A 1,558-nucleotide genomic window follows, 5' to 3' on the forward strand; every position below is an offset into this window, starting at 1 on the left:
TGTGGCCGTATTGGTGATCGTCGAAGGAGGCAGGGGGACTGTCGGGGATACGGTAGCCATGGCTGGTTCCGCCTTTCATCATTCGGTGGGTTTGCGTGGTGTGGGCGAGAGAAGCCGCTCGATCACCCGGATCACGTAAGCTGACGGGATAAGCCGGGTGCATTCGAACTGGCGGTCCGTGTCGCGATGTCGCGGGCACCACAGAAAGTCCTGATGGTCGAACCGTTCGCGGGGGTCGTTCCAGCAGGCGTTGCAGGTGTGCCAGTTGATGACGCGGCCGGGCGTCGCGAATTCGTTGTCGGGATGCGTGAAGCCCGAAATCATCGTCACCGGACATCCGGCGGACCATGCCAGCCAAGCCAGGCCGGAACTGCCGCCGATGAACAGCGCGGCATGTTTCAGCCACCATGCGCGCTCGGTCAGCGGGCGGTCGCCCGTTTGGTCCTCGACGCCGAACGGGATGTGGTTCCACACCAGGCCGGTGCCATGGACGGGTTTGCGGTCGATGCACACGACGCGATAGCCCCGCTCCTTCAGCCAGGCGATGACCTCCGCCCAGCCGAACGGGTTGTTCCAGTATTTACATTGGGACGATGCCTGGACCGCGATGCAGACATAGGGCTCGTCCAGCGGCCTGCCGGGGTCGGCGAACGCGATTCTGGCCGGTTCCTCGTCCGGGCTGACCCCCAGGATATAGGCCGCCGTCTTGTGCAGGCCGACATGGCGGAAATCGATCGGATGCCAGTCATGCGCCGCATCGTCGAAGAAAAGCCCGAGATAATAGGTCGCATAGGCGGCTTGTGTGATCCCCCGCGGGTCGAGCTCGTCCGGTGTGACGAAGAGGATATGCGGATAGGCCGTCTCGAAGAGCGGCCGGATCAGGTCGGACAGGGCGCAGACGACGCGCGCGCCGTGGCGTTCCGCGAACCGCGCGGCGTAGGGCATCCAGGCCAGCGTGTCGCCAAGGGTGCCGACGGAGAACTGGATCAGGACGGTCCGGTCGCGCAGATCCATGGCATGGCGCAATATCGGCGTTTTGTCGCCGCCGGCCGGGTCTTCCACCCCGACCTCGATCCCGAAGCGCACGTACCAGCGTTTGCTGGAGCGGACCAGGCCGCCCGCCATGCCGCGCCGTTCGAACAGGATGTTGCCGGTATCCAGATCCGACAGGCGGATGTGCCATGTGCGTCCGTCGTCCCTGACGGGCAGCAGCACGCGGCACCCCAGATTGAAATCGAAGACGATGCCCTCGGCGTCCTCCTGCGTCGGCGGCATGGCTGCGGCATGGGCAAAGGGCGCGGCATGGTCGACTCGTTCGGAAAAGGAGGAGTCAAACATCGGCCGTTACCCATCCGCGATCGATTGTTTTTTGAATATAACTATCGATGGGTAAACAAAGTCGTAACGATGTTCGGCCGGATGCGCGGACGGATCGGATGGCGGACATGGCCGCACGCGCCACAGCCATGAGGCCGGGTGGTATCGGCAATTCACGACAACGGGGGGGAGGGGGACGACCGGTCACGTCGTGACGGGTCGATCATGATCCATCGGGATG

General features: G+C 63.9%; 1 protein-coding gene. It reads right to left on the reverse strand.

Annotated elements, in window-relative coordinates:
- Window positions 1–78: 78 nt before the first annotated feature.
- Entirely contained in the window at window positions 79–1,338 is a 1,260-nt protein-coding gene (locus ACMAUO_RS20900; RefSeq protein WP_420358832.1) for an autotransporter strand-loop-strand O-heptosyltransferase, read from the reverse strand.
- Between the last annotated feature and the right edge of the window lie 220 nt (window positions 1,339–1,558).

This window comes from Gluconacetobacter brunescens (assembly GCF_048695475.1).
Taxonomy (GTDB): domain Bacteria; phylum Pseudomonadota; class Alphaproteobacteria; order Acetobacterales; family Acetobacteraceae; genus Gluconacetobacter.

Coding starts and splice junctions, on each gene's coding strand:
- ACMAUO_RS20900 (WP_420358832.1), bottom strand. CDS start 1,338: ATGTTTGACTCCTCCTTTTCCGAACGAGTCGACCATGCCGCGCCCTTT.